General features: G+C 41.3%; 19 protein-coding genes. 5 read left to right on the top strand and 14 right to left on the bottom strand.

The window, feature by feature from the left end:
• Positions 1 to 55 precede the first annotated feature (55 nt).
• From ACTXGF_RS16605 to epmB, 3 genes are all read right to left on the bottom strand, one after another.
• Complete coding sequence (locus tag ACTXGF_RS16605) at positions 56 to 2143, bottom strand: EAL domain-containing protein (RefSeq protein ID WP_443534498.1); 2088 nt, start codon at positions 2141 to 2143, stop codon at positions 56 to 58.
• A 322-nt stretch (positions 2144 to 2465) separates the two neighbouring features.
• Positions 2466 to 4223: a cyclic-di-GMP receptor FimW-related protein gene (locus tag ACTXGF_RS16600; protein ID WP_443534500.1), complete on the bottom strand. Its 1758-nt coding sequence runs from the start codon at positions 4221 to 4223 to the stop codon at positions 2466 to 2468.
• A 368-nt stretch (positions 4224 to 4591) separates the two neighbouring features.
• On the bottom strand, positions 4592 to 5599 hold the full coding sequence (epmB, locus tag ACTXGF_RS16595; protein ID WP_443534502.1) for an EF-P beta-lysylation protein EpmB: 1008 nt from the start codon (positions 5597 to 5599) through the stop codon (positions 4592 to 4594).
• 160 nt (positions 5600 to 5759) lie between these two features.
• Between epmB and efp the strand changes: the two genes are divergently transcribed.
• Positions 5760 to 6332, top strand: coding sequence for an elongation factor P (gene efp / locus ACTXGF_RS16590; protein WP_160022040.1), 573 nt, complete (start codon positions 5760 to 5762; stop codon positions 6330 to 6332).
• A gap of 158 nt (positions 6333 to 6490) precedes the next feature.
• Here the strand turns inward: efp and ACTXGF_RS16585 are convergent, their stop codons facing one another.
• The 10 genes from ACTXGF_RS16585 to ACTXGF_RS16540 form a co-directional block, all read right to left on the bottom strand.
• On the bottom strand, positions 6491 to 8293 hold the full coding sequence (locus ACTXGF_RS16585; RefSeq protein WP_443534503.1) for a GAF domain-containing hybrid sensor histidine kinase/response regulator: 1803 nt from the start codon (positions 8291 to 8293) through the stop codon (positions 6491 to 6493).
• 30 nt (positions 8294 to 8323) lie between these two features.
• Positions 8324 to 9184 (bottom strand): tRNA threonylcarbamoyladenosine dehydratase, encoded by an 861-nt coding sequence (locus ACTXGF_RS16580; RefSeq protein WP_443534505.1) that lies wholly within the window; start codon positions 9182 to 9184, stop codon positions 8324 to 8326.
• Between the two features lie 100 nt (positions 9185 to 9284).
• On the bottom strand, positions 9285 to 10241 hold the full coding sequence (locus ACTXGF_RS16575) for a TatD family hydrolase (protein ID WP_443534506.1): 957 nt from the start codon (positions 10239 to 10241) through the stop codon (positions 9285 to 9287).
• 518 nt (positions 10242 to 10759) lie between these two features.
• The gene (gene gspD / locus ACTXGF_RS16570; RefSeq protein ID WP_443534508.1) at positions 10760 to 13003 is read right to left on the bottom strand and encodes a type II secretion system secretin GspD; all 2244 of its coding nucleotides are present in this window, start codon (positions 13001 to 13003) and stop codon (positions 10760 to 10762) included.
• A gap of 77 nt (positions 13004 to 13080) precedes the next feature.
• A complete protein-coding gene (locus ACTXGF_RS16565) occupies positions 13081 to 13986 on the bottom strand; it encodes a type II secretion system protein N (protein ID WP_443534510.1) in 906 nt (301 codons plus the stop codon).
• Positions 13987 to 14814: a type II secretion system protein N gene (gspN, locus tag ACTXGF_RS16560; protein ID WP_443534511.1), complete on the bottom strand. Its 828-nt coding sequence runs from the start codon at positions 14812 to 14814 to the stop codon at positions 13987 to 13989.
• A 229-nt stretch (positions 14815 to 15043) separates the two neighbouring features.
• A complete protein-coding gene (locus ACTXGF_RS16555; RefSeq protein ID WP_101204384.1) occupies positions 15044 to 15367 on the bottom strand; it encodes an H-NS histone family protein in 324 nt (107 codons plus the stop codon).
• Positions 15368 to 16401: 1034 nt separating this feature from the next.
• The gene (locus ACTXGF_RS16550) at positions 16402 to 17025 is read right to left on the bottom strand and encodes a single-stranded DNA-binding protein (protein ID WP_101204383.1); all 624 of its coding nucleotides are present in this window, start codon (positions 17023 to 17025) and stop codon (positions 16402 to 16404) included.
• Positions 17026 to 17342: 317 nt separating this feature from the next.
• On the bottom strand, positions 17343 to 17954 hold the full coding sequence (locus tag ACTXGF_RS16545) for a DUF3833 domain-containing protein (protein WP_443534514.1): 612 nt from the start codon (positions 17952 to 17954) through the stop codon (positions 17343 to 17345).
• A 141-nt stretch (positions 17955 to 18095) separates the two neighbouring features.
• Complete coding sequence (locus ACTXGF_RS16540) at positions 18096 to 19460, bottom strand: MFS transporter (protein ID WP_394124884.1); 1365 nt, start codon at positions 19458 to 19460, stop codon at positions 18096 to 18098.
• Positions 19461 to 20176: 716 nt separating this feature from the next.
• Between ACTXGF_RS16540 and uvrA the strand changes: the two genes are divergently transcribed.
• The 4 genes from uvrA to ACTXGF_RS16520 all read left to right on the top strand — a co-directional run bounded on the left by uvrA (position 20177) and on the right by ACTXGF_RS16520 (position 25138).
• Positions 20177 to 23083 (top strand): excinuclease ABC subunit UvrA, encoded by a 2907-nt coding sequence (gene uvrA / locus ACTXGF_RS16535; protein ID WP_443534516.1) that lies wholly within the window; start codon positions 20177 to 20179, stop codon positions 23081 to 23083.
• A 312-nt stretch (positions 23084 to 23395) separates the two neighbouring features.
• Positions 23396 to 23671 (top strand): hypothetical protein, encoded by a 276-nt coding sequence (locus ACTXGF_RS16530; protein WP_191114121.1) that lies wholly within the window; start codon positions 23396 to 23398, stop codon positions 23669 to 23671.
• Positions 23672 to 23942: 271 nt separating this feature from the next.
• Entirely contained in the window at positions 23943 to 24251 is a 309-nt protein-coding gene (locus tag ACTXGF_RS16525; RefSeq protein ID WP_443534518.1) for a hypothetical protein, read from the top strand.
• A gap of 167 nt (positions 24252 to 24418) precedes the next feature.
• Positions 24419 to 25138: a hypothetical protein gene (locus ACTXGF_RS16520; RefSeq protein WP_443534520.1), complete on the top strand. Its 720-nt coding sequence runs from the start codon at positions 24419 to 24421 to the stop codon at positions 25136 to 25138.
• A 77-nt stretch (positions 25139 to 25215) separates the two neighbouring features.
• Here ACTXGF_RS16520 and ACTXGF_RS16515 read toward each other — a convergent pair whose 3' ends face one another.
• Positions 25216 to 25497 carry a DUF503 domain-containing protein gene (locus ACTXGF_RS16515; protein WP_443534522.1) on the bottom strand — a complete coding sequence of 94 codons (282 nt, stop codon included), beginning with the start codon at positions 25495 to 25497 and terminating at the stop codon, positions 25216 to 25218.
• Between the last annotated feature and the right edge of the window lie 28 nt (positions 25498 to 25525).

Genomic DNA, 25525 nt, shown 5'->3' with positions numbered 1-25525 from the left:
TCTTTGGTTGAGGAATATTATCGCCATGATATAAACGATATGATGTACTGGCCTTTTAACTCGCTACCTTTATCGTGCTACTAGGCTCTTCTAAATAATACCCTTGCAAATAGCGCGCACCCACACTCCAAGCGACTGACATCGTTGCTGCATCTTCGATATAAGGCATGAGCACATCGACCTTGATATCATTAGTACGTGTGATAAGAGACTTGACCGTCTCTAAATTCTCTGCTGCACCAATATCTTGGATATAGCTACGTGCTAAACGTACCATATCAGGCTGGACAAAATTGGCAATTTCAATAGATTTGACAGAAGAGCCAAAATTATTAATACCTATTTGACAGTTAACATCGTTAAGTGCGGAAAATTGAGATTTTGCGACGGTTAAGTGATCAGAGATATCTATTTCATTGAACTGGAGTGTCAATACACCAGCTGCGCCGCCTACCGCTTTTATCAATTGACTAGCAACAATCGGCAGTTTCTTATCAACCAGTGAAGCATTGGTTAATTGTACTAATAATTTGGCTTCAGGATGCACTTTACGTACGTCATTGATTTTCTTACAGGCATTGATAAGCACCCATCGGTCAATCTTTTCTAACAGTTGATGTTTTTTAGCCACCGCCATAAACTGATCAGGAGTCAATACCGTATTGTCAGCATCTGACAAAGGTAACCGCAGATACACTTCAAAGAAGTCGCTACGATCGTTGTTGATGTCGTATATTGGCTGAAATGATAGATCAAAGCGGTTATTAGTAATAGCATCCACTAATGACTCAGCAAGTGCATGATCGTCACTATTGGCATGTTCGCTTGGATCATATATACGGTACGATCCACCATTATTAGAAGTCTCCACCATGATTTGGCTGATAGCATCCATGGCGCGTTCTAATATGATGACAGGCTCTACCGTATTTTTTTCAATTTTGACAATAGCAATACTGACTGTTGTATTGGTTGTACGTTTATCAACTTCAATAAACATACCCTTTATAGACGAACCGATATGCGCAGCAAGTTCTTCAATATCACTCGTCGTCTTATTTTTTACTAATATCGTGAATGCGGTATCGCTGAAACGGCTCAAATGTCCATCAGGTACTAGCTCAGTTAATGTGTGGGCAACTTGTTTTACCGTTTCATCTATCCCTTGCAGACCCAAACTACTTCTTATTTTTCCTACATTATCAACCTGCACATACAGCAGGGCTGCTGTCATTAGTCCTTGGGTCGCCTGCTTATGTATTGCTATCATCTGCTCTTCAAAACCGCGACGATTATCTAGGCCAGTTAAATTATCTTTACGTTCAGCTTCCGCTAAACGCTTGGCAACCTCTGCACTATTGTTACTATTCTGCTGAATAATAATCTGAATAACTGGCTCGCCTTCTAACGTAGCTGATGCCAATTGTAGTTTCGCTTCAAAAGTACTACCATCTGTCCGTACACTTTCAAAATTAAACTCAACGTCTTGGCGACTGCCTTTGTCAAACTGACGTAAAAACTGTTTAAACCCTTGGACATTGTCTCTACCTGAAATCAGGTCAATAATAGGCACGCCTACCACTTCATTCATCGATTTAAAGCCGAATAGCTGAAGATAAGGGTCATTAGCAAATATATGGATACCTTCGTCTATATAAGCGACCGCGCTCTTAGAGTTCTTAATCAACACATTGGCACGTTGTTCTGCTTCAGAAAGCACTTGACGTAAGGTTTTTAGCTCACGGCGACTGCGCAAACTATTATGTTGCAGGCAGATGGCCATTACGACTGGCATTTCCTGATCCATTTTGAGCGCTTTGACCATCGTGCCACTAATCACAGCAGGGAGCCCCTCATCATTACAAGCAGTCGTCGCGATATCTTCATTCATCAGGCAAATCATCGGCAGATCGATATTTTGCTCTTGTACAAGGCTTACCACATCTGTAAAGCTCATATTATAAGCTTTGCCAAATACCAGTACATCCCACGGTTGGCGCAGAAGTTTCAATAGCTCTTCTTTATCGTCCAAAAACCCCAAATTTACACTATCATAATAAGGACTCAATAACTGCACAAGACGTTCAGCATAGAGCTGATCGTCATTGATCACCAATAAATTTAAAAGAGATTGAGAGCGCATAAGGAGCCTTTTAGTCGTACGTATTTTTATCTATTATTTTGTTACTTTACATCTTTCTCTAAAACTAACCTAGCACATAAAACATGCTAGCGTTAATATTCTATGAATCCTATCAGTATAGACTGAGTTTTCACTATGATAATTATTTTATAGTTAGAGATATCATAAAAGTCAGAGTAACAATATTTATCATTATAGACAATAATTAGACCAACTGCAGATTAACTTATACCCTTTGTCGCCTACTATATTACTGACGACAATCTGTATAAACTCTCCGTTATGGCCTGAAACTCCTGTCACATCTAAGTACCTCTAAGCGCTATAACTGCGCCACCTCATATTGACTAAACTTATCAGTCATCATCAGCCTGCGTCCTAATCGTAGGGAGGTTTGTTTATTGCCAATACGCATGACGACTCTATCATCGATTTGAAAATAAGAAGGTGGCACTATCAACGTGCCAGTAGTGTTCAGCTTTTCATCTTTTCCAAGGATAAATGCTGGTACAAAATGATGACTTCGCGTTTTACTGCCTTCCAAACGTAATCCACATGCCACAATTTTATGCCCGAGTATCTGCCATTCTACTTCTGGATTTTTAGTGTCGACATTGAACCAGCGTACCACCCCTATTGACCAATTAGGTTGGTCTGTATTTTCAGAGCCATAGACCAAAATCAGACTCATGATGTGTAAAGGCTGCGGTGCTGTTAAAGAAACGTCAGAGTCAGTTTGTTCTAAGTTAAGCCCTTCTTTATTGAGAATGTTTTTGTCGACAACATTCTCATTAGGCTTACCATCTTTTGGCAACAAATGCAGTGTGCGGTATGCTGAAGAACTGTCATAGTCGCCAAATGTCTCAATGTTTATAACGCTACTGCGGCTACGCTCACTATCAAATGTATCGTATAGAGGCCTGTCTTCTTCTCGTAAATGTTTGATAGCGATCAAATTGGCAAAAGTTTTTAAATGACCTACATGGTAGTGTATATCATTAAAATTGGTGATTAACTTTGCCTGCTGCTTGCTAGTATATTTGGTTGGCAAGGTAAGTAGCGGCTGCAAATAGCGGTAGCTGATGGTCATCGAAATAGCATTAATCAGACTATATTCTGCTATGCTACCTTCCTCGATAAAGTCTTTTTTACGTGACTCAAAATACTCAACTATCGGTGTCAGTTCTATAAATAGACAGTCATGACGATCTTCATATGGGTTGATATGAGAGTTGACTGTTAGATAGCTTGGCGGATTACTGCTATGAAGATCAACAAAAACTTTTGTCTCAGTGGCGGGCTCCATTGTCGCGACCATGTGTTTAGCCCATTCAGGCAATAGACGCTGTACGAGCAAGATATTCGGGCGCCTCATAGCACGCAAATTTAACAAGTGATGCAAACAGATTTGGCAATATAGCTGATGGATACTGTTTGTTTGGTTCGTGACAGTATGTAGACTTAAATCCATATCAGCTACTTTTTTCTGATGGGCCAGATAATATAACTGATTGACTCTAGACCACAGGTAATCTGATGGCTTTCGATAGCACAGTGTTTCTTCTGCTAATAGCTTTTGATATCTTAATAGTGATTGATAAATCGCAATAGCAAGCGTGCTATCAGGTTTAGTTTCAGCGCCGAAAAAACGCTGCCAACCTTTACCAGAAGAGTTATTTAAGGAGGCTTCTGACAACTGCGTCTCACGACGTATGACTTTGTCGTAAACCATGATAATTAAATAATGCAGCGACTGCATTTGAGCGATATAAGACATCTGATCCTGACTAAGCGCGCCTGTCTCATAAATGTAGTGCTGCCTAAAAGCTGCAATCAGTCGGTCTGAGGTATCAATGACTGTTGTCATTAATTTAAGACGCTGTTGTTCATCCATATTGGATTCACGTAAGACTGTCAGTAAACTCTCTAAATGCTCTGTTTGCTGCTCTTGGGTAAGCGTAGGTAGCGTTGCCAACATCTTTAACAAGTAACGCTCTTGACCATTTACTGAGCGATTAGATAGCGGAGGTAATAGCTCTGTAGAATCCAAATGCTCTTGAAACATTGATAACGTTATCATCAGTATCTTTACTCTCTCTTAGTCACTCTGAGGCAATCAGTAATATGCAACAGTACAAATACACGCATTGCATAAAAAATGTTTGTTAAGCTCGACTATAGAAAAGTGATGATATCTATTTATTGTGAGCCTGAATCTAGTAGTACGCTCTGACAATACCTGCACATTTTTAAAGTCTTGTATTTAACGTTATATGCTTTTTAGTTAGATTACATACTAACAGTTTATATTCTGTTCCAATCATATATCTATTTATACTTATAAAAAAGCATAAATCCTAGATTTTAGTTTCTAAAGATACTATCCGCATCTTTTTTAAAAGCCGCTCTTTGTTTACTAATTCTCCTAAATTGATATAGTGCCCTACATTAGCTATTGCTGTAAATATCAATAGGCACTTTAAAGGGCCTATTAGGCAATTCTCTGACCAACTTAGGAACGAGATAACCCGGCAATGATGCTAACAATGACCAATACAGCTCAATCGCTGCTTGCTCACTACTATCGAAATGCGCAGCACCAGCCACCTTGTCCAACACATGTAAATAATATGGTAGCACGCCAGAAGCAAACAAACGCTGACTGAGCTGCACTTGCGCGTCAAGAGTATCGTTGACACCTTTTAACAACACGGCTTGGTTTAATAGTGTAATTCCAGCTGCTCTCGCACGTTGCAAATACTCAGCGGTTGTTGCATCTAGCTCATTGGCATGATTACAGTGAATGACCAGTACAATATGGCAGCGGCTTTGAGATAGCCTTTCTAGCAATGCAGTGTCCAAGCGTGCAGGTATCACTAATGGCAAGCGCGTATGCAATCGAACCGTAGTAATCTGCGGAAGATACTCCAAAGTATCTAACCATGAAAACAAACGTCGATTAGTCACATTTAGTGGGTCACCACCACTCAAAATTACCTCATTGACCTCAGGATTTGCATTAATATAGTTGATGATATTTTCTTTAGCATCGGCAGTTGGCATGTTGGCACTATAGTCAAAATGCTGGCGAAAGCAGTAACGGCAATGAATAGCGCACGCACCCGTAATCGTTAACAACACTCTCGACTGATATTTATGGAGCAAGCCTTTCACAGGGTTTTGAGTGTTTTCGCTTAGCGGATCTGCTACGTAGCCTGTGACGTTGATGTGCTCTTGCTGATCTGGCAACACTTGTTTAAGCAAGGGATCATTACGGTCGCCAATAGCCATTTTTGCCACAAAGCCACGCGGCACACGCAGTACAAAATGCTTAGGTACGTAAACTTCTGCACGCATTGATTCAAGCTGTAGGACACTCAATAGCTCATCAACAGATGTAATAGCTTCCGATAATTGCGTTTGCCAGTTTTTTTGTGTGATTAAATGGTTTATCATGACAGCCTATTACCTGTGCCCAAAATCCGATATTATACGCCCTTAGTGTCTAGCCTATCAAAGTATCCTCGTTAATCCGTAAATACTTGGCATAACAGAAAATTTTGGTACAGTCAGCCCTATGTCTTACTATTATATTTACAACCCCTAGGAGTTTCTTGTGGCAAGTTTTTCTACTAATGAATTTAAAGCTGGTCTAAAAGTGATGCTTGATGGCAACCCTTGTGCCATTCTTGAAAACGAGTTTGTTAAGCCTGGTAAAGGTCAAGCCTTTAACCGTGTTAAGTTGCGCAATCTTCGTAGTGGCAAAGTACTGGAACAAACTTTCAAATCAGGTGACAGCTTAGAAGCTGCTGATGTGATGGATACTGAAATGAACTATCTATACAACGATGGCGAGTTTTGGCATTTTATGCATCCTGAGAGCTTTGAGCAGATTCAAGCGGACAAAAACGCAATGAGTGACTCAATCAAGTGGTTAAAAGAAAACAGCAATGCTCTATGTACCATTACGTTATTTAATGGCGCTCCTCTGTCAGTCACGCCGCCCAACTTCGTTGAGTTAGAAATTGTAGAAACAGATCCTGGCGTACGCGGCGATACTTCAGGCGGTGGCGGTAAACCTGCTAAATTGGAGACAGGTGCCGTTGTACGTGTACCATTATTTGTGCAACAAGGTGAAGTCGTACGTGTCGATACGCGTACTGGCGACTACCAAACTCGCGTAAACTAATATCGCTCTAAACATGACTGGTAGTTGATATTTACTAATACCTCTATCATCAAGAAAAAAGCTTAACCACCATATAGGCGGTTAAGCTTTTTTTATATTTATCAATCATAGTTTTATCGAAATGCTAATCAAGGGCGCTAATGCTAATATCTAGTAATTTACTCTTCTTCCAATGATTGCTTCTGTATCAGCCAATACTGTACCAAGGCATTTAACTGCTCTTGCTTAAAAGGTTTGGTGCAGTAGTCCTGCATACCAACTTTTAGGTATTTCTCACGCTCGCCGTCCATTGCATTGGCAGTCAGGGCAATAATAGGCGGCAACGCTTGAGGATCATATAATTCATGCAGTTTAATAGTTGCCTGTACACCGTCCATAATCGGCATATGATGATCCATCAATATCACATCATAACGGTCCGGGAATAAAGCGAAAGCCTCAATTGCTTGCTGGCCATCCGTAACATGAGTGACGGTATGACCACTGCTGGTTAATGATTTTTTGGCTATGATCGCATTGACAGCATCATCCTCGACCAACAAGATATGGCCAGACCGCTCATGCGTAGGTTCAATCATGGTCGTATCGTTAGAGTCTTGCCATGTCTCATACTTATCTTCATCAATAGTAGTCAACGGCAATAAAACACTAAATGTCGTACCAACCCCTACTTCACTATTTACATGAATGTAACCACCCATTAAGTCGACTAGAGACTTACAAACAGACAGTCCGAGTCCAGTACCACCATAAATACGATGAGTAAATTTATTCGCTTGGTCATAAGCGTCAAATATCGCCTCTAACGACTCTTCTTTGATACCAACACCCGTATCTTTCACTTCTATACACAAAGTCATATTCTGACCAGTTTCATCGCATTCTATTTTGCTTGCTTCTTTTTCTTGACTCGTACTCACGAATTTTTCGTCAATGTTATTTGGACAGTAGCAATTGTCCATATGTTTAACATCGATACTTACTTGACCACCTTCACGCGTGAACTTAATCGCGTTATTGACCAAGTTTGCAATAATCTGCTTCAGACGTACAGGATCGCCGTTTACATAAGGTGATAGTGTTTCAGTATAATGATACTCTAAGGTTACGCCTCTTTGACGTGCCTTAATCGCAAATAAACTGACGACCTCATTGCATAAACTAGATAAATTCAATGGAATAGAGTCAATCGTCATTTTTCCAGACTCAACCTTCGATAAGTCTAAAATCCCATTAATAATGACCATCAAATGTTCATTAGAGACTTTGATATTATCAACATAATCACGCTGTTCGCTACTGAGTTCGGTATCGCCTAACATCTCTACCATACCGATAATGCCATTCATCGGTGTACGAATCTCATGACTCATATTAGCCAAAAAGCTCGATTTCATCTCATTAGCACGCTTAGCATCGCGTTGTTTATCTTGTAATTTCAACGCATCTGCCGCCATCATTGCAAACTGCGCCAATATCTTTTCTTGTTGATTGCTAAAACTCTGATGTGGCTCAGTATCCATGAGACATAAGGTGCCTAGACGATACCTTTTGTTGTCTTCATTCAAGATAATAGGTGCACCAACATAAAATCGTAAATACGGAGCACCTGTGACCATCGGACTTTGGCTAAAACGACTATCCTTAAAAGTGTCTAGCACGATTAATACATCATCAGACAATATTGTATAGTTACAAAAAGCCGTGTTACGTGGCCCTTTGCTTACAGCCTCATCTTCACTATCGAATTGACAGGCTGGCTTTAAATATTGGGTTTCCTCATCCATAAAAGTAATGGTAACCACAGGCACATCAAAAAATAGCTTTACGAGTTCAACTAGCCGATCAAATGCAGGCTCCTCATCTTCATTGAGTACCTGATACTTTCTGAGCTTATTGATACGCTCTATTTCATCTACCGCGACAGGGTAGCTCTGCTGAGGTGAGTTAGATATAGACAAGGTAAACTCCGTTAAATAATATCAGACGTATTAGTTACGACTCGTCTGTCTTATTAATAATTGTAATGCTTCACTCACCATAATCATCGCCACCACTGACGTAACGACCACTGCTGAGCCATAACCACCGCACTGTAGACCACCTGTCTGACAGCTCTTATCTACAATTGGCGGCTCTGTCGAATAGACACATTTGATACCAAATTTTTCTTTTAAAGCACTATTAATGCCTTTCTCGTGGCGTAACTTGTTGCGTAACTTGGCAAGTAGTGGATCTTGATAACAGTCACGCAAATCACTTACTCTAATCTGACTTGGATCTATCTTACCACCTGCACCGCCCGCACAGACCAACTTTAGTTTATTAAAACGACAGTGTAAAGCGATTGCTAATTTAGCATTCATATCGTCTACACAGTCTAAAATAACAATCGGTTTACCCTGAGCATTGGCAAATTTGACTGCTTCACGACTTGGTAAGAGTGTGGCGACATTATCTACTGTCAAAAAATCATCGACTAAATTTAACGTTACTGTGGGATTAATTTCTCTAATACGAGTTGCCATTGCTTCAATTTTACTTTGACCAAATGTGCTGTCCAATGCAGGCAGTTGGCGATTGACATTAGAAGCAACCAATACATCCAAATCAATCAACGTAATCGTTCCCACCGCTGTCCGAGCCAACGCCTCTGCTGCCCAAGAGCCAACCCCTCCTACACCAATAATGTAGACATGAGCTGCCGAAAAAGTATCAACCGCAGAAGTACCATATAGTGTCCGTGTACCTTGAAAACGACGATCGTACTGCTCATCTTGTTGGCGCGATTCGTCTTGTCCAAGACTGTCTTCGACGGATTTTGGTTGTTCAAATTGTCGCGTGTCACTCATAACAGATCAAATTCTCTTTTCAAATATTTTGGTTGTCATTTATTTGGCTAGTACTTCTTAGCTTCTAATTACAGCTATGCTTTTCTTATAAATAGCACAGTTACATTGAATAAGCCCAGTCTACTTTCAGAGCATCACAGCTATTTTGCCATAATTGCTTAGCAAGTTTATCATGTGGTATTTCTAATAGCTCACTCAAGCTTGCTAATACCCACGGCAGGTTGGCTGGTATATTTCTATCATGTGAATGGGCGTCATCCGATACCTGACACATAATAGGTGTCATATCTGGACAATCCGTTTCAATGACCAAGCATTCGATGCCATGACTCTCAACTGCTACTTGAATAGCACGGCGCAGTTTTTTAGCATTCGGATTGGTTATCTGACCCGTAACACCAAGCTTAAACCCTAATTTCACAAAAGCCTTTGCCTCTTGCTCACCACCGCTAAAGCTATGGGCAATACCGCCTAATTTATGCGCATCGTATTTATGCGCTTTTAATATTGCAAGCGCTTCAGCATGTGCCTTACGAATATGCAGCATCACTGGCAGACTATGAGCCACGGCTATATCCAACTGCGCCGCAAAGAATCTTTTTTGTTGACCAAACACATCAGGCTGCTTCATTGCATCGGTAAAGGTATCTAATCCAATCTCACCAATGGCTAATGGACGACGCTTTATCACCATTTGCTCAAGTTGTATTAAATGGTCATCGGTATGCTGCTTAATATAAAAAGGATGCAAGCCAAGCGCGATATGGGCTTGAACATTGCACTTATCTTGGTTGTTTGCCTTCGTCGCAGACGATTGCGATAGTTCATTGATGAAGTCTTGAGTATCATACATTCGATCAAAATACTCATATAGATAACCTACTAGCACTAAGTGACGGATACCTTGACTATAAGCCTGCTCTACCTGTTGTCTGCGATCATTGTCGAATACTGGAGCATCAAAATGTGTATGCGTATCTATAAGAGGATAGACATTTTTTAAAACTTCTCTAGCGTTTGTTCTCTCAGCCGTGGTCGCTGATTTGTTGCCACACATCAATAAACTCCAAAACTGACTTTTCAGAACATAGAATTGAGTAATAAACACTAAGCAATTTTTACTATACAAGCATTTTTATATAAGAATATTGCTATAGACGCATTATTGAGCTTCTATTTTTCAATTACTAGCTTCTATTTACTAACTACATTCTCACGAGCATCATCAATATTATTACCCTTAGATACGGTATTATGATTATTTACTGTCTTCGTATTGTCCTTTCGACTACTGCGTCTAGGAATAAGCAATAGCGCAGTTGCAGCCACACTTAGTAAAAGCCATTTTTTCGTATTTTTATAGTTTGTCATTTTAGCTTCTGATTTACTGTGGTGGAAAGTAAGATGCGTAATTCATTATTCTATTAGTAACTAATATACTTAAATATAAAAGCGGCTATGTTTATCTGTGTTATGAATACGCAAGCTAATGTACGATGTAACTAGTATCTATTACATCGTACATTAATTTATGCCAGTTGAATTACATTAACCGTTATATATAGAGCTAATATTTTAACGATTAAGAGGATAGGTCGTGATACCGCTATTAGGACTATCTACTCTCGTAAAACCTTGCGAGGTAGATTTCGGCGCTTGATCACGTTTAGGGATAAGGGGATTTAGCGGCATGAGCTCGTAATCTGCACTGACATTACCATTCCAACCTTCAGTGCCGCTCAATGGTAATTGCTTAATCGTACCGTTTTTATCAATGACCAACTGCAACACTCGCATTTGATTGAATTTGCGTTCAGTCACACTCGCTACCGCACCGCCATCACGTAAAATAGTCGGCTGTAAAAAGATAATCAAATTACTCTTTTGGGTACTGTCGTTGTCAGAACGAAAGAGTCTACCGATAACAGGAACATTGCCCAGCCCAGGAACTTTCTGCTGACGTGTAGTAGTGTTGTCACGCATCAGTCCACCCAAGGCAATCGTCTGCTGATCATCCGCTAGGATGGTCGTGTTAATAAGGCTTTTATTGGTAATTAGCCCACTGGCATTACCCGTACTACCTGGTACCACTGACGAGACTTCTTGCGATACCTCTAATCGTACTGTGCCATTGTCACCAATATGAGGAATGACATTCAGATTAATACCAATGTCTTGACGATCAATTGTCTGAAATGGGTTGTTTGAATTATTGCCACTGGTGGTAAAAGAGCCCGTGACAAAGGGTACGTTTTGACCAACCAAGATACTGGCTTTTTCATTATCCAATGTCAAAATCGATGGCATGGACAATAGATTAGCGCTGGTAGATGAGTCAAGCGCCTGTAGAATAGCGCCATAAAACTCTGTATTGCCCTGACTGTCTTTGCGACTGTCTCCAATGCCTATCAGTGCACCAGCAATAGAGCTGGCTGCAGCGCTAATACCTGCCGTACTCGTCCCTGCTAAAGCAGCCGCCGCAAGTGTCGTAGCGCTGGCCCCCACATTGTTAAAGTTGACTACTCCATAGCCACTGTTGGCGTTACCTAGTGCCCACTGAACGCCTAGCTGAGTGGCATCATCGCCTGACACTTCAACAATAGCGGCTTGAATCAATACTTGTGCGCGGCGACTGTCTAATTGGTTGACCGCATCTTCAATCTCAAACATTAGCTCAGGTGCGGCATTGACGATAACGGCATTTTGAGTTTCGTCAGCGATAATACTAAACGGACGACCGCCCACTCCTGTGTTTGTTCCACTTGTGCTGCTAGTCGACACAGCGGCCGCACTGCTACCTAGGCTATCGCTGGCTGCATTATTAATTGCAGCGCCTGTGTTACTTGCATCATTTAGCGAAGCTGATTCTAGTGTCGAGGTCGCGCCAGCACTATTGATAGATTGATTAGCGAGCAAGCCGCGTAACATATCGGCGATATGACCAGCACTAGCATACTTTAAACGAAAGACACGGAGACCACTTAAACGTCTGGTCGGCGTAGTATCCAATTGATTGACCATTTCTTGGACTTTAGCAATCATTTCAGGACTGCCCTTGACCAACAGTCTATCGCTTGACGTATCAGCAATCACCTTTAACTGATTGTTGCCACCTTGTGCTTGTCCACTACCTGCACTTGAGACTAAAGCGCTAATCAACTCCATCATACGTTCGGCATCGACGTGGCGCAGTGGTATCACTTGCAAACTATCATTTACATTACTATCTAAATCACGGATAAGGGCCGTCAGTTGATTAAGGCTGTCTGCTCGATCGGACAATACTAGCGCATTGACACCAGGTACAGCGGCTGCGTGAGCCGACTGCGGCATCAATGGACGAATAACACCTAATACTTCTGCAGCTTGGGTATTAGTCAAATAAATAACTCGAGTGGCGAGCGATTCGCCAACACTATCACCGCGTAAATCAACCGCCACACCAGATTGCTTAGCGATATTATCTGGCACCAGTTTTGTCGTCGTTCCCGATTCAATCGCAGCAATACCATTCACCTGCATCACGCTCAGAAATAACTGATAAATCTCATCACGGGACAGGGCTTTGTTGGAAATAACTGTGACATTACCATTGATACGTGGATCAAGCACAAAGTTTTGATCTGTAATGGTCGCAACTTCATTGATAAAAGCTTTGATATCAGCATCTTGCAAATTGACTTTCCAGCTCTCAGCATTGGCAAGACCAATACCAGCAGCCCATAATGGCACTGCTAGACAAAGTGGACGACACAGGCGCATCAAACCCTGCAGGCTACAGTACAAAGGCGTGGCTGAAAAATTCTGAAAACTTACCATATTGATGATTACCTACAGTGATATTGCTTACTATGTGCTGAGTGTTTAGGGAGCAATTTTGCTAAAAACCTACCTTGCTAGAACTGCTGGCGAATCGTAATAACTTGCTCACCACGTTGAACCTCTATCTGCGCTTCACCTGCTTGCTGTACTTGCTGAAGTACACCAGCATCTTGCGCTGGGTTATTACCCACGCTCTGTCCATTGACAGTTAGTACCTTATCGCCTGGCTCAAGCCCTAAACGATTACGTAGGCCAGCAGGCATCGCCGCTGTGACTTGGTAGCTCTCGCCCGATGCCATCACCCCCATCCTACTTAGATAACTGGCAGGGTTTTCTTGCAAGGCCGTAACCGCTTCTTCGATAGCCGACTGTGGACTACTTGGAGTGTCTGCGCCAGTTGTCCCTTCTGCCTCAGGAACAGCGTTTTGTACTGGCTGGGGCGCTGTAGGCAACATGCTATTGTTTGGCAAACGCTGATTACTTATTCCGCTTGCTAGCATATCACTTTGGTCTAATGGCATCGCCTCTGGCATTTTAATAACGGTTTCTTTATCGTTAGCATCAGCGATGATGACTGAATTCCAATCAACAGCCACGAGCGTATAATCACTGTCCTTTAGTCCATCACCGATGCGGTAATTTTTGACTTCGCCATTGACATTCAATAAGGCGGAAGACATGCTCTCAGGTATGGCTAGTAGTACGCCCTTGAGCTCAATGTTGGGAGGTGGTTGCACGGCTGCGGTAACAGGATCGGGATCAGCAAAGATTGCAAACAAGCCACTATAATCGTTGGTGGATTTGGCATTACTCTGTAGAGGCGCTAAAGGTAATGCAGGTGCTAAAGGCGCTGCTAGCAGTAGCCATAAAAGACGAGCGGCTGTCCAGCATAGCCAAGCAATGGCTAACAATAATAGCCAAGCTGAAAAGCGATTGAGAGTATTGATAACAGGTTTTAGGCTTGCGGCGATATTAAGCATTTAGTTCGCCCCCAAACCAGCTAACAATGGCTGGCGCACACTGACAACTGGCGTATCTTGAGGGGCTTGTCCTTTATACTCAGGCATATTCTCTAGCAAACGCTGCGTCAAACTGACATCGAGCATATTATCGCTGTCGAGATACAGATCTCCCAAACGCTTATCTTGATTGTTCAATAAATTAATATGCAGCAAATCTCTATTGTTTTTTTGCTCTGTACTAAGCTCAGCTCTTAGAGCGGGCATCGTAATATAAAAAACTTTGCCACCACTAGGATAGCCTACCTCGCCGCCAACCCAAGTCAATTGACCATCCGCGGCACTAAATCCGCCAGTGTCTTCAGCAGGCTCACTACTAGATGCGTCATTTTTATCAGCCTGACGCGTTAGCGATACATTGTTTACTTGAATAGGGGTATTTGGCAGTTGCCAGTTGACCACACTCGCTAGCGTCTCAGGTGCAATTTTCCCACTCATGTTGTCAACTTGCCATGAGTTTAACCCAAGTTTAATTTGCCCATTCAGACGTGTCTGTGCTGAGTGGATATTAACATCCGCACCTAGCTTACCTATGAGTAACTGCCAAGGCTGCCATGACCATTCTGCCATACCTGTAAGCGACGTTGATGACATAGGCAACTGCCAAATAGCAGCACCTTGCCATACATTGCCAGATACATGCTGGACATAAGGCGTATCCGGCGCGTATTTCTCAAGTAACCATGCTGCTGGCATTTGCAACACAGCAAATAGCGCAAACAACACAAACCCCACTAGCCACCAGAGCTTACGGGGACGTTTATGAGAAAACTCAGATACTTGGGCCACAGTCGTACAACTCTTATATAGGACAAAAACGTCATTATCATAACAAACAATGGCATATAGATGACAGAAAAAAAGCCAGTATCTTTACTGCCATTATTTTGGCAAAAAGATACTGGCTTTTATTTTCTCGAAAGCAGCTATGTCTGTCGCTAAATGGTTGTAAATACACCATTATAAATAGCAACTTCAAACTGGTTCACAGAAAGGAATTTTATAAGAAAACAGCTAATTAAATAGCAAAATCTTCGATATCACGACCTGCTGCTAGCGCTTCGACTAACCACGTTGGCTTACGGCCACGGCCAGTCCAAGTTTCACTATGGTCATCAGTATTGCGATATTTAATACTGCGTTTTTTCTCTAATTTTTCACCAGCTTTCAGTATCTCTTCGATCGTTGCATTGCTATCTTCTGCAATCTGCTCGAACTGCATATAGGCATCATACAAACGTTGATGTTGTTTTTTGGCGATAAGTTGTTGAGCGTTTTCAGTGATAGCACGTAACTCATCCACGTTCAAATTTTCTAAATCAATTGCGTTATTTTTGCTCATAATAAATCCAACTATAAAATAAGAGTGTGGCCTCTATTGAGGTATGGTTTTTCGTGAAATAATGCAGTGAACAAATCGTTCATTGGCCATTAAATCTATGTATAAAATATCATTAACTCTAAAGAGTATATAATTTCTAATAACAGCCCGAACAATCTATTATAAATAGAAGATACATAGCAACAGATGCTCATTGTATCCATTTTAAATAAAATTAGTTTTAGATAAATCTAAACACATAAGTCACTATTCTTTATATATTGCTATTATAGCTTCGAAAGCATTTTCTAATAATAAAACAAAATTCTAGTACTTTGACTACTGCTAGAATTTCACAATAATATTTCGACAAAAACCTACTGTTAAAATAATAGAGTAGTAAGTCAATGCACTATACTCTCAAATACTGCTAATCTTGGAGATAGTTTTGCATTAGCTCTGTAACTTACTATATCGTTCCTATGGTGTTTTTTAAAGAAGTTAACCATTTCATACAAATATCTATTATCCAAATAGCTTTCGATTTATTAATAAGAAACAAGTAAAACTTTGGCTATTTTCATCGAAATTTATTTTGTTTATAGAAAATCAGTATATTAACTATATGCCATATAAAGTTAGTATAGCAATTTTTAAAACCAAACGTCACTAATCATAATTATTTTTTGGTATAAACGGTCAATATAGAGTATGGAAGGTAGTAAGCATACTAGCTAATGTGAAAACCAATAGTGTTAAACCAATAATAAATAAACTTAAGTTTATTCGATTAAAAATTAAGAGCATATTAAATAAATTAAAAAATTCTTTAATAAAAATTTAGTTTAACTATGCTAAAAAGCATCAACTGAATTATATTTCTGGATATAGTTAATCCTCTATAAAAGAGCTACAGCGTTAACCTCGCTTGAAGTATTGCCTATACATCTGCAATCGGTTGCCTTGTCTTTCTTTTAAACTGAATCAACTATAGCAAGCATTAAAAAAGCCCCGCAGTTGCAGGGCTTTTTCAACATTGAGTCTAAGGTGTATCCTCAAAAGGGAATATCATCATCTACAGGGCCATCTGGCATTGCTGTAGGCTTAGATTGTGCAGGTTTCTGTGCTGGTTGATTGAACTGGTTTTGCTGAGCAGGCGCCTGATTGTTAAAGCTATTCTGACCACCTTGAGCCGCTGGTTGGTTGTAGCCGCCTTGATGTGCCATTTGATTATTTGCTTGCTGACCAAAGTTATTCTGGTTATTTTGGCCACCTTGATTATTATAGCCGCCACTTTGACCTTGGTTTTGTCCACCAAAGCTATCTCCACCCTGACCACCGCCAGTTTGACCATCAAGCATCTGCATTTGTTCAGCACGAATCTCAGTAATATAACGGTCTTGACCACTTTGGTCTTGGTATTTACGTGTACGTAAACTACCTTCGATATAGACTTTGCTGCCTTTGCGCAGGTATTGCGCTGCGATTTCACCTAGACGGTTAAAAAGTGCGATACGATGCCACTCTGTCGCTTCTCTTTTTTCGCCGCTTTGTTTGTCTGTCCACTGCTCTGATGTCGCAACCGAGATATTGGTTACGCTACCGCCATTGCTGAATTGGCGTGCCTCAGGATCTGCTCCGAGGTTACCGATGATGATAACTTTATTGACTCCGCGCATGATACCGTCCTTTTACTTATGAATAATTTAATAAACTGTTTTAATCATTATCTGATAGCGTCAGTTGGCACTATCAATTGTATAATTTTACTTTAACCAATTTTTATCGAAATATCTATAGGCTACCTATGGTGCACGTCAGTCTATGTCGCTTAGATAGTCTATCTTGATATACTAGTCAATATTGTAGAGTCCAATAAATAACAGGTAATAGATAAATATGCTGCTATTTTGCCATTTTAAGACGCTGAAGAACACCGTCCACCTTTATCGATATTGCATAGCACCTAACTTATTATCAAGTGATTTATATATTCTTAGTTAGCATCAGAAGGCTTGCGATGCATGCTTAACGTCACGCTACCCAACTCTACGCCAAATTTTTTCATCACTGAGCGATTGAGCATGACATTCTCATTGATAAGATACATCCAATCATCGAACGTTACTTTGTAGGTTTTGTCCTCGACAGGTAACTCTAATAAGTAATTCCAGTGCAACGTATTGCCAACCACTTTCCCTGCTGCCTCACCAATAACATCACCTGCCACACCTTTCCAGCTGCCATCTGTCTGCTCAGTCAGACGCCATATACGCTGCGATTTCGTGCCATCTGCCCACGAGAACTTCTCGTTTAAGATAATGACATCATCTCCCTCATGGGTTGCATCAATATCAACATAAAAGCGTTTTTTGACCTCACCATTTCGACCTTGGAACATACCCCAACCATCGATTTGACCCGAAAAAAACTTATGCATGTCGAGCGTCGGTGTGGTGTTCTGATACGCCTGAATATTTTGCGTAGCACAACCAGAAGTTAGTAGCATGGCTGATAAACCAAGACCTGCTGTTAACTTGGCTATTGAGCGATGCGCCTTCTTTTTACCCTCAATGACATTACCAGACAACATCTTAAATTTACTCATATTAATTCCTTTTAAATAGAGATAAATAGTTAGTTTCTATTGATTGATATTGGTGGTTTATAAGATTGCTGTCTGTGCATTTTTTGCTATTTGGCTTTTTTTCTATATAAAACTATGAGCATAAAGCTGTTATATATTTCATTAAATATCTAGCGGACTCTGCGCCAAACTCGATAGCTGCTGACGTGAATCGTCCGTCAACTGTGTCTTATCTAACTTTAAATAGGCGACTTGCTCTTTTGCCATGACGACCAGCTCGTCAACGCCATCTACTGCCAGCATTTGTCGTGACCAGTCTTGGATATTGATGTCTTTGGGAATAGTAACGGTCGTGCTCGATAGATAAGGTGGCTGAGAAATGGGAATAATGATAAGTAGTGCGGCACCCATAATAATAGCCAGTATGCCCCACGCCAACAAATTAGGCTGGCTTAATAACAGGCCGCCCATTGCCCCACCTACAAATGCACCAAAGAACTGACTAGAGGAATTAAGCCCCATCGCGGTCGCTTTATTGGCGACTGGTGCGCGCTTTGATATCCACGAGGGAATCGTCGCCTCAAGCAAGTTAAAGCCCATAAAGTACAGCAGCAAACCAAATATGATACCAACACCGACCTGACTACCAAGCGCGAGTATTGCTAAAGCGGCAGTCATCAGTGCAATTGCACCCAAAAACACCTGACGCATTTTGCGTTTCTTTTCAGCGATGATAATAAAAGGTATTGCGATGGCGAACCCGATAAACAGTAGTGGCAGATAAACCATGCCTTGCTGACGTACTGACAAGCCAAGTACGTCACTGAGCTGGTGCGGCAATATCACAAATATCGCCGTCATCGTTAGGTGTAGCGCAAAGATGCCGATATGTAAGCGGTTAAGATCGCCAATCTTAAGGACAGTAGCCAACTGTTGACCGATGGTCTTATTATCCAGATTGTGCTTGAGCACGCGCATAGGCGTCGGTACCACCACCAATAGCAGCATCGCCAATATAGCAAATCCTGAAGTTAGCCAAAACAGTCCAGAGATTCCGAGCGATCCGACTAACAATGGACCAAAAGCAAAGGCGAGCATAATAGAGGTCGCAATCGTCAGACCCATCGTGGCCATCGCTTTGGTACGCATTTCCTCACGAGTCACATCAGCCAATAGTGCCATAAGCACAGCAGAGACCGCTCCACTACCTGCCAGCGCCCGACCAATGATTACTTCGTAAATATCCGTTGCATTTGCTGCAATCATGCCGCCGACAGCGAATAGTATCAATCCCAAAAAGATAATAGGCTTACGCGGGAATTTATCAGCAGCCAAACTCATCGGTATCTGAAAGATGGCCTGCCCTAAGCCATAAATACCAACGGCCAAACCAATTAAAAACGGCGTCGCGTGTGCATAATTGTCACCATAAACAGAAAATACCGGCACAATCATAAACAAGCCAATCATACGTAAGGCAAAGATGCCACCGACTCCGAGGATTGCCCGTTTCTCTACGCTATTCATACTTGCCTCACTGGTTGATCATTGCTGGTTGCTCATTGCTATCTTTCATGACTAACACTTGCGCCATACCATGATTTATCACTACTGGTTTATCAAGGCATTGGCCTATAAATCAAGCCCCCTAGTATAAGACATTCGCCGTTTGGTTGCCGAGACTTTTGTCTTACTGGTGCAGCAATGTATGCGCTCTCAACCCAAGCCATTCATATTACGAGATTATTTTGTTACCAAGTGCATCAGATGCTCAGTGACACCTTGAATAATGCTATCACCATGACAATAAAGTAAAACGTTGTCAGCACAATTAATGGCTCACTCACCCCATCTACGTAACGACGAACGCTTCCATAAAACGACATTTTGGTCAAAACCATAACAAACGATGCCTGTTACTTAACACTGATTTGATTTAGATTTGCTTAGTCCTATAAAAAATAGTCATAGGAACGACAAGCAATACAAAGCCAAACAACAATAGAAAGTGAATAACTAGGCTGGCTTAATTTTTACCTTATCAATATATGTACCCTTTATAACGACACTGTTAATAATGACTGCTTTGTTTATAACGATATCTTTTATAACGACACTACTTATAACAACATCATAAATTTAGAATTATTCACGTTTTAACCAACCACTTTACTGATCTGTATTTACTTTTTAGCTTGAGATATTTCCCAATCCCCTTTTAGCAAATAGGAAACCTGTAACCGATGGCACATGACCATATCGCAATACGCGGCGCACGTACTCATAATTTAAAAAACATCGATTTAGACATTCCACGAGATAAATTTGTGGTAATCACTGGCCTATCTGGCTCTGGTAAATCTTCATTGGCATTTGACACCTTGTATGCCGAAGGGCAACGTCGTTATGTCGAAAGCTTATCGGCATATGCTCGTCAGTTCCTCTCGCAAATGGAGAAGCCTGATGTCGATAGTATCGAGGGTCTATCCCCTGCGATTGCTATCGAGCAAAAATCAACCAACCATAACCCACGCTCGACCGTCGGTACGATTACCGAGATTTATGACTATCTGCGTCTGCTCTATGCACGCATCGGTACGCCATATTGCCCTGAGCATGGTGAGCCAATGGTTGCGCAGTCAGTCACTGAGATGGTCGATCAGGTCATGGCATTGCCAGATGACACTAAGATTATGATCTTGGCACCGGTGATTCGCGAGCGTAAAGGTGAGCATACCGTCTTGCTTGAGCAGCTGATTGGTCAAGGTTTTGTCCGTGTGCGCGTTGACGGTGATGTCTATGATACCGATGAGCTACCGACGTTAGATAAAAAGAAAAAACATACCATCGAAGTGGTGGTCGATCGCTTTAAAGTCCGTGATGATTTAGGCAACCGTGTCGCTGAGAGCTTAGAGACAGCGTTACGTCTAGGCCAAGGGCTGGTCACGCTACACTTTATGGATGGTAATCCAAAAGAAGGCGGTGACGAAAACCAAGTGATGTCAGCCAAGCATTCATGCCCTGTCTGTGATCGGGCGGTGCCTGAGCTTGAACCACGCATGTTCAGTTTCAACAATCCATATGGCGCATGCCCAAGCTGTGACGGTCTCGGGAAACGTCAATATTTCGCCGCTGAAAAACTGATTACTCATCATGAGAAGTCACTTAACCAAGGCGCAATCAATGGTTGGGACAAACGTCATGCGTACTATTTTGGCTTGCTTAGCACGGTCTGTAAGCATTTCAAAATCGATATGGATGCGCCGTGGCAAGATCTGTCAAAAGAGCAGCAAGACCTAATCATGCATGGCTCTGGTAAAGAAAAGCTGACCTTTAACTTTACCGATGAGCGCGGTCGCAAGACGAACAAAACTGTACCATTTGAAGGTGTGCTTCCCTACCTAGAGCGTCGTTATGCTAAGACGCAAAGCAACCTCGTCCGTGATGAGCTGGCCAAATATCTAGCAGATACCACTTGTAATGTCTGTGATGGCGCGCGTCTGAATGAAATCTCACGCAATGTCCGTGTTGATGATCAGACCATTGCAGAAATCGTTAAGCTGTCTATCGGTGATGCGGCGGACTATTATAAAACGCTAAAGATTGGCGGTCATAAAGGTGAAGTCGCGGAAAAAATCTTTAAAGAGATTAATGAGCGTTTAAACTTTCTTGTGAGCGTCGGGCTTGATTATTTGACCCTTGCTCGCTCTGCCGAGACACTATCGGGCGGTGAAGCGCAGCGTATTCGTCTGGCTAGTCAAATCGGTGCTGGTCTGATGGGTGTGATGTACGTACTTGATGAGCCGTCCATCGGTCTGCATCAACGTGACAACGATCGCCTGCTAAAAACCCTAACGCGTTTGCGTGACTTGGGTAATACGGTGCTGGTCGTTGAACATGATGAAGATGCGATTCGCCAAGCGGATCACGTCATTGATATCGGTATCGGTGCCGGTGTACACGGCGGTCATATTATCGCTCAAGGTACGGTCGATGACATCATGGCAAACAAAGAATCGCTGACTGGACAATATATGTCTGGTAAGAAAAAAATTGAGATTCCAACTGTCCGTCATAAAGCCAAAACCATCGATGTCGAAGTCAAAGGTAAGGCCAAAGCCAAAAAAGTACCAATGACCATCGAGCTAAAAGGCGCATCAGGTAATAACCTACATGATGTAGATTTGACCATTCCTGTTGGTATCATGACTTGTGTGACGGGTGTCTCAGGTTCAGGTAAGTCAACTTTGATTAACCGTACGCTTATGCCATTGGCAGCAACTCAATTAAACAACGCCTCAACGCTGATTGCCGATAAGTTTGAAAGCATCAGTGGGCTTGAGCATTTGGACAAAATGGTCGATATCGATCAAAGCCCAATCGGCCGTACGCCGCGTTCAAACCCAGCGACTTATACGGGCGTGTTTACCCCGGTGCGTGAGATGTTTGCCCAGACCCAAGAAGCGCGTGCCCGTGGCTATAAGCCTGGTCGCTTTAGCTTCAACGTAAAAGGCGGACGCTGTGAGATGTGCCAAGGTGATGGTCTGATCAAAGTTGAGATGCATTTCTTACCAGATATGTATGTGCCATGTGATACCTGTGAAGGCAAGCGCTACAACCGCGAGACCTTAGAGATTCACTACAAAGGCAAAACCATCGCTGACGTGCTTGATATGACGGTGGAAGATGCCGTTGAGTTCTTCTCAGCGATACCAGCCATCTATCGTCGTTTGCAAGCATTGATGGATGTCGGTCTGAGCTATATTCGCTTGGGCCAGTCTGCGCCCACGCTATCAGGTGGTGAGGCGCAACGTGTCAAACTGGCGCGTGAGCTTGCCAAACGTGATACGGGACAGACGCTGTATATCTTGGATGAGCCAACTACTGGTTTGCATTTCCATGATATCGATAAGCTGCTCAATATCCTGCATGCCCTACGCGATAAAGGTAATACCATCGTGGTCATCGAGCATAACTTGGATGTTATCAAAACGGCAGACTGGGTGATTGACCTAGGCCCTGAAGGCGGTAAAGGTGGTGGTATGATCATCGCTGAGGGTACGCCTGAGGAAGTGGCTGAAGTCAAAGAGTCATATACGGGTATATTCTTAAAGACGATGCTTGAGCAAGGTATGAAAGAAGTCAGCTAATATCGTTAGTCATAATTAATGAAAGGCCACTCTTTATAGGGTGGCCTTTTTTATTGACTGGCATAAGGAAAAGCGCAAACTATAAGCTATGAACGGAAATCGATATATAAACTAAGACTTAAGTTACTTCGCTACGTTACCTTTCTTAATATTTATTAAAGATACTTAAAAGTTAAATATATTAATATTTAAATGGTTAGATATGACGCATAAACGCATACGATATGGAAACAACTGGTTAATAACGATATAACCCACACAAATTGATGTTACTCACTCTTGTATGACCTCTGAAACTCTTAAGGAATCTCCATGAAAAAATTACTATTTATTGTCTTAGCATCTACTGTTGGCGTTAGCGCCTGCGCGTCAAGCGGCACATCAAATGGTGCAAGCGATCGCAATCATCAAAGACCTGCGATGTCAGCGGATATGAAGCAAGCCATGGATGATTGTGCTCAACGAGCTGGCGTGAAAATGTCTAAAGAAAGTCGTCCAAGCAAAAGTGATATGAAGAAGCTAGAAGCATGTATGACGGCTAAAGGCTATAAAAAACCTGAAGGACATGGTCAAGGCCGTCCGCAATAATTAATAATTTTTAGATATACATTGATAAAAGGCCACTCTTTAGGGAGTGGCCTTTTTTGTTGAGTAATTCAAACTGTCAAAGTAGCTAATGGACGCGAAACGTTTGGCATGAAGGCCTATTCTACAAATTTAATACCATTCGTAGGTGGACTCTTGAGCTATTTTTTTCTGGAAGAGAGTTGTAGTATTTATCATAATTATGCATTGTTATATGATTGAGACACGTTAATACACTTTGTCAGTTTTTACCAATAAATCAATGGGAATAACTATGTCTCAGTCGGAAATCTCAAGATCACATGAAACAACTCAGAACTTTATCATAAAAGTTATTTTACCAATAGATAAGTGTCCCAAAGTCAAGAATCGCTATATTAACGATGAAGGTAAAGCAGAGGTTTATATAACTAGCAAAACAACACAGAAAGATGCTTTAGAAGGATACAATGTGTATGTTCTATCAGGTTATAAAGGTCTGATAGTTTCAAATTATGCGAAATCTTACATAAAGAATGAAATCGAAAGCTATTTGAATAATCAATTTGGCGACGATTGGGAAGTTAAACTAAAACCAATATAAACTAATTTCATTAAAGACTATTTAAAGTGAAATAGGTGTTTCACCTAGTATAAAAACAGTAGTTCAACGACAAGATATAATTCCTTTAATGAGCAACTTTCAAACCGTATATTGATTACATCATATCTAATATAAAGTATATTTTTAGAAAAAAACTGGATTTCATTATGGATAAACATACTCGCACTCGATTGAATAACCTCGCTATTAGAAACTTTAGAGATACGGCAGATTTAGACTATATTCACGCTAGACTAGCTTTTAGGCACAAGCTTATTCCACAATTTTTATGGTCTTCACTGCAGGCTTTAGAGAAATATGGTAAAAGTATGTTATTACAAAACCTTATCAATGGTAAAAAAATAAGACATGAAATTTTTCCATCAGTTCAAAGATTTGAGAAAGAAATGGCTGTTTCTTTAAACTTGTCTGAAGATGTTCTTAGCTTCATAAAACGCTTGGACGCAAGGGCAAGACATAGATATTTAGATGTGTCAGATTACTCTCTTAACAAAGATATTGTGACTCTCGATAGAAGTGTCCATCAAGTTCGAAGATTCTGCCAATATTTTGACCACTTTCATCAGTTCGATATTGACCCTCAAGCAAAGATAAAAGAATTAGCCTCTATGATAGAAGGTGAAGATAGATTTGAAGACGTTACACCTATAAAAATACGTGGAGGACAACTTGAGAAAATTTTAGACAATAAAAACCATCCAGCTAGAGGCGCTTTAATATATAACAACCCTTTTTTCTACACGCGTAAAAGGAAAAAGATACCAATTGATTTAGGTGGAAGCTATTCATATATTTCTCAATATGAAATTGAACCAGATATAATTGATATTGCTAGGGAATATATTTTTATAGGCAAAGACTCATAAGACCGCTTCGCTCATAGTATTTATTTTTGGCAATGCGGAGAGATTCAAAAGATTTTCTCTAGAGCAATGCTACAAAGCTAAACAAACTCTCTCTCAACATTCATCACCCACGCATCTACTGTACGCTCTATCTTCTCCTCAATCTGACTACATTGCGACTCGACCTCACGTTTAGACAGTCCAACGATCACAAACGTCCACTCGCTGGTATCATGTCGATCGCGCTCACCACTCTCACAAACTGCGACGCTTGGCGTATTGCCAAAACGCGCGTGCAAGCCGCCCATACGTTGGCGCTTTTCTTTTAGCGAGCCACAGCCGGGCAATGAAAACGTCAATGTCAAAATAGCGATATGCATTTTATGCTCCTTGCCAAAAATTTTTATA

This window comes from Psychrobacter sp. 1Y6 (genome assembly GCF_052258385.2).
Lineage (GTDB): Bacteria > Pseudomonadota > Gammaproteobacteria > Pseudomonadales > Moraxellaceae > Psychrobacter.
This window is presented reverse-complemented; position numbering and strand designations above follow the sequence as displayed.